Raw genomic sequence first — 4,311 nt, forward strand, 5'->3', positions numbered from 1 at the left:
CCATAGCAGCTGCTAATCCCATTTTTAATAATTTTCTCATATGTTTTCTCCTCATCTTTCTCTCTTCTATTTTTTTCTTTTTTTGTTTACTTGTTTTTGGATGCGAATCTATCGCATCGTCGTCGGTCTTCTTTACTCATTCGCATCTTCCTTTCTATAAAAAAAATCGCCCTTCTTACAAAGGACGATTGACTCGCGGTACCACCTTAATTCCATCCGCCATACGGATGACACCTCATTCTTAACGCGAACACACGATCATTGCCTCACACTTTCGACAATGCGACTCCAAGACACGTTCCAGATTTCTTCCTGCGAATTTTCACCAGCCATTCGCTCTCTGCAAAGGAAACCATCTGTACTCCTTCTCTTCTTTGTCTTTATGGACATAATTATACACACGAAATCCTTTTTTGCAACAAAAAATTGAAAAGTTTTGAAAATATTTTCTGAAAATCGCTTACATTTAGTTTTTCAAAGACTGTAACGGTGCCGGAATACGACCCCCACGATTGATCATGACATCGTTTTTGGTCTGGCGAATCGGCATAACCGGACCGGAGCCCAAAAGCCCGCCGAAATCTACCTCTTCCCCGACCTCTTTTCCAATAGCCGGAATGATACGAACCGCTGTCGTTTTGGAGTTGACCATACCGATGGCCGCTTCATCCGCAATCACACCGCTGATGACCGAAGCCGAAGTATCGCCCGGAACAACGATCATATCCAGACCCACGCTGCATACTGCGGTCATGGCTTCCAGTTTCTCCAAAGATAAGACACCGGCTTTAGCCGCATGGATCATACCGGCATCCTCGCTGACCGGAATAAAAGCACCAGATAAACCGCCGACATTGGAAGTGGCCATGACACCACCCTTTTTGACCGCATCATTCAACATGGCAAGACATGCCGTTGTGCCATAAGCTCCGCAGGTTTCCAAGCCCATTTCTTCCAAAATATATGCCACACTGTCACCGATAGCCGGTGTTGGCGCCAAAGATAGATCCACAATACCAAAAGGCACACCGAGTTTTTCTGAAGCTACCGTACCTACAAGCTGCCCCATACGAGTAATCTTAAAGGCTGTACGCTTGATCAGATCGGCAATCTTATCCATAGGCAGGTTTTTATCGGCTTTGGAAAGAACGGCACGAACCACACCCGGTCCGCTGACACCAACATTGATTACACAGTCCGCTTCTCCTACACCATGAAAGGCACCGGCCATAAACGGATTATCTTCAACTGCATTACAGAAAACCACAAGCTTGGCAGCACCCAGACAATGATCATCTTTGGTCAACCGGGCACATTCTTTTACAATCAGTCCCATCTGTTTTACGGCATCCATATTGATACCGGCCTTTGTCGATCCCACATTGACACTGGCACAAACGTGCTGTGTTTTCGCCAAAGCTTCAGGAATGGCCTCAATCAGCTCTTTATCCCCACTGGCATATCCCTTTTGTACTAAGGCACTGAAACCTCCAATAAAATCAACACCCAGTTCCTGTGCACATTCTTCCAGTGTCAGTGCGTATTTGACCGGATCTCCACCAGATACTGCCACCAACATCGATATAGGCGTCACACTGATTCGTTTATTAACGACCGGAATCCCATATTCCTTCCCGAACTCATTGCCCACCTTGACAAGATCTTTTGCCTTGGAACAGATTTTCTTTTTAATTTTTTCACAGCTTTTATCAATGTCGGTATCCATACAATCCAACAAAGAGATCCCCATGGTAATGGTACGAATATCCAAATATTCTTCATCGATCATCTTGATCGTTTCTAGTATTTCTTTTGTCTGCATAAGCCCTCCTAGATTTTATGCATGGAATCAAAGATATCCTGATGCATAACACGGATCACAAGATCTTTTTCTTTCCCTAACTGATCCATATGATCACTAAAAGAAGACAAAGAAGTTTCCATGTTTTCTAAATCTACGCTCATAGTCATTGTGAAAAAGCCATCTACGATCGTTTGACTCACATCCAATACATTGATGTTGGCTTTGGCACATTCGTTGGCGATCATTGCCAAAATGCCAACTTTATCTTTTCCGATCACGGTAATAATTGCTTTCATGTTCTCTCCTCCTAAAACGGCAGGCTGACTACCGCATACTTTTCCAGTTCAAATGGTTCATAGGCATCCTGCAGTCCCTGCACATTGACATCAAATTCATCCGGCATAAATGTCACAGTATTTTGGTGATGCAGTCGAGCCAAGATCTTTTCACTCTGTTCTTTGGTCAAGGTCTTTCTTCTCTTAAAGCATACCTCATTAGCGGCATTGACCAAAAGAAGTTCCACATCTAAGATTTCTTGATTCAAAAGCGAATCTTTGGCATCACAGTCCTGTACATTAAAATAAAAATCACTGCTGTCGATATCCCCACCCTCAAAAATGAATATGACGATATCCATCGTGTAACAAAAATGAAGCTTTGCGCCTTTTTGTAAAAGTGCAATCTCTTCATCACTCCAGGATTCATCTTTGATCACCAGCATAAACCGATCATCGACATAGTCCATAATGGCACCAAAATCTACATCATAAGGAAATTTTTCTACTGTTTTCATAATTCACAGTATAACAAAAAAACTGTCGGTTCAAAAGAACCAACAGTCAAATTTGAGGTTAACTAAATACCTAATGCTTTTTGAGCAGCGGTAACGATAGCCATTTTATAGATTTCCTGTGAAGTACATCCACGAGATAAGTCATTAATCGGTGCATTCAATCCCTGTAATACCGGTCCAATGGCCTGCCATCCACCTAAACGAGCGGCAATCTTATATCCGATGTTTCCACTGGAAAGATTAGGGAAGATAAACGTATTGGCATGTCCGGCAACCTTTGAATTTGGAGCCTTTAAAGCAGCAACTTCCGGTGCTACGGCACAGTCAAACTGCATTTCCCCATCAACTTCAAAATCGATTGGCATACGTTTTAAACGTGTAGCGGCTTCGGCCATTTTGGCAACACATTCACCCTTGGCACTGCCCATGCTGGAGTAAGACAACAAGGCTACTTTAGGTTCGATACCAAACTGACGAGCTGTATGGGCTGTCTGTACAGTGATTTCAACCAATTCATCCGGTGTAGGATTGATATTGATGGAACAATCTCCCATGATGTATTGTTCAGAGCCTTTGACCAATAAGAAACAAGAACTTACTAATGGCTGTCCCGGTGCTGTTTTGACAAGCTGCAATGCCGGACGAATCGTATCGGCTGTAGAGTAAGTCGCACCACCTAACAAACCATCGGCAATTCCCATCTGCACTAACATAGTTCCAAAGTAGTTGGAAGCCTGTAATGCCTTACGGCACTGTTCCAGATCCATTTTACCACGACGAAGTTCAACCATTTTTACAGCCATTTCTTCAATACCATCATAGTTTAATGGATTGATTTGTTCGATGTTAGAAACATCCAGTCCATTTTCTTCAGAACATTTCTGAATTTGTTCCGGAGAACCTAACAAAATCGGATGTACAACATCGTTAGCCTGCAAATCAATGACAGCTCTTTGTACACGTGGATCCCATCCTTCTGTAAATACAATACGGATTCCTTTTCCTTTTACTTTTCCTTCTAGTTCATTAATTATCATTTTTCACAACCTCTTTCGTGTCTAGTATAAAACAAAGTGTCCTACAATGCACGTAAAACGTTGTGAAGTTTTTATCAATTGTAAAATGAAAAAATCCATCCTAAAATTTATCATTTTTGACAATATTTCTTTTTAAACTATTTCTTTCATTGCATAAAAAGAAAACGGATAAAATAACTCTTTTTCACTACTATTTATATCTCTATCACAAATGTTTTTTTTGTTGATTTTCACTGGTTTCAACATTTTTATAAACAAGTTGAAAAGTCTTCGTAATTTTATTCTTTAATTTTTCTAACACTTTATCTTCTATAAAGGTATGTATAAAAGTTTTCGTTCCGATTTCATGGCAATACTGTATTTAAGCAACATTTCAAATTAACAAATCATATAAAATAAAAAGACCATCATCAATTCCTTAGCCTATGGCCGAAGGAGGTGAATGGCCCAATGGAAAAATTAATAAATGCAATCATCACTTTATTGCTACAGTCTTTACTATATCTTATAAAAAAGATGCTGGATCGACTGTTTGATGGTGGTAAAACGAAAAGAGGGAACTATGATCTGGTCCCTGTCAAGTGGACACATTAAATAAGTAAAAATTCTTGCCCAATTGGTATTATGCTGATTGGGCTTTGTTTTTAAGTGATTCCTTATATTTTGATATTCTAGGA

Annotated in this window: 5 protein-coding genes and 1 other annotated feature; of the genes, 1 reads left to right on the forward strand and 4 read right to left on the reverse strand. The window is 40.5% G+C overall.

The window, feature by feature from the left end; all coding sequences use genetic code 11:
• Positions 1-177: 177 nt before the first annotated feature.
• Positions 178-384: a binding site (T-box leader), on the reverse strand.
• 82 nt (positions 385-466) lie between these two features.
• From U0M88_RS00575 to pta, 4 genes are all read right to left on the reverse strand, one after another.
• Complete coding sequence (locus U0M88_RS00575) at positions 467-1,822, reverse strand: PFL family protein (protein WP_331868583.1); 1,356 nt, start codon at positions 1,820-1,822, stop codon at positions 467-469.
• An 8-nt stretch (positions 1,823-1,830) separates the two neighbouring features.
• Entirely contained in the window at positions 1,831-2,100 is a 270-nt protein-coding gene (locus U0M88_RS00580) for an ACT domain-containing protein (protein WP_022789492.1), read from the reverse strand.
• Positions 2,101-2,111: 11 nt separating this feature from the next.
• Complete coding sequence (locus U0M88_RS00585) at positions 2,112-2,597, reverse strand: hypothetical protein (protein WP_117445468.1); 486 nt, start codon at positions 2,595-2,597, stop codon at positions 2,112-2,114.
• Positions 2,598-2,659: 62 nt separating this feature from the next.
• The gene (gene pta / locus U0M88_RS00590) at positions 2,660-3,634 is read right to left on the reverse strand and encodes a phosphate acetyltransferase (RefSeq protein WP_206198193.1); all 975 of its coding nucleotides are present in this window, start codon (positions 3,632-3,634) and stop codon (positions 2,660-2,662) included.
• 450 nt (positions 3,635-4,084) lie between these two features.
• Between pta and U0M88_RS00595 the strand changes: the two genes are divergently transcribed.
• The gene (locus U0M88_RS00595) at positions 4,085-4,228 is read left to right on the forward strand and encodes a hypothetical protein (protein ID WP_331868584.1); all 144 of its coding nucleotides are present in this window, start codon (positions 4,085-4,087) and stop codon (positions 4,226-4,228) included.
• Positions 4,229-4,311: the final 83 nt, after the last annotated feature.

This window comes from Faecalicoccus sp. (assembly GCF_036552745.1).
Taxonomy (GTDB): domain Bacteria; phylum Bacillota_I; class Bacilli_A; order Erysipelotrichales; family Erysipelotrichaceae; genus Faecalicoccus.

Excerpts from the sequence above, each read along its gene's own strand:
- U0M88_RS00575 (WP_331868583.1), bottom strand. The coding sequence starts at position 1,822 with ATGCAGACAAAAGAAATACTAGAAACGATCAAGATGATCGATGAAGAA.
- U0M88_RS00580 (WP_022789492.1), bottom strand. The coding sequence starts at position 2,100 with ATGAAAGCAATTATTACCGTGATCGGAAAAGATAAAGTTGGCATTTTG.
- U0M88_RS00585 (WP_117445468.1), bottom strand. The coding sequence starts at position 2,597 with ATGAAAACAGTAGAAAAATTTCCTTATGATGTAGATTTTGGTGCCATT.
- pta (WP_206198193.1), bottom strand. The coding sequence starts at position 3,634 with ATGATAATTAATGAACTAGAAGGAAAAGTAAAAGGAAAAGGAATCCGT.
- U0M88_RS00595 (WP_331868584.1), top strand. The coding sequence starts at position 4,085 with ATGGAAAAATTAATAAATGCAATCATCACTTTATTGCTACAGTCTTTA.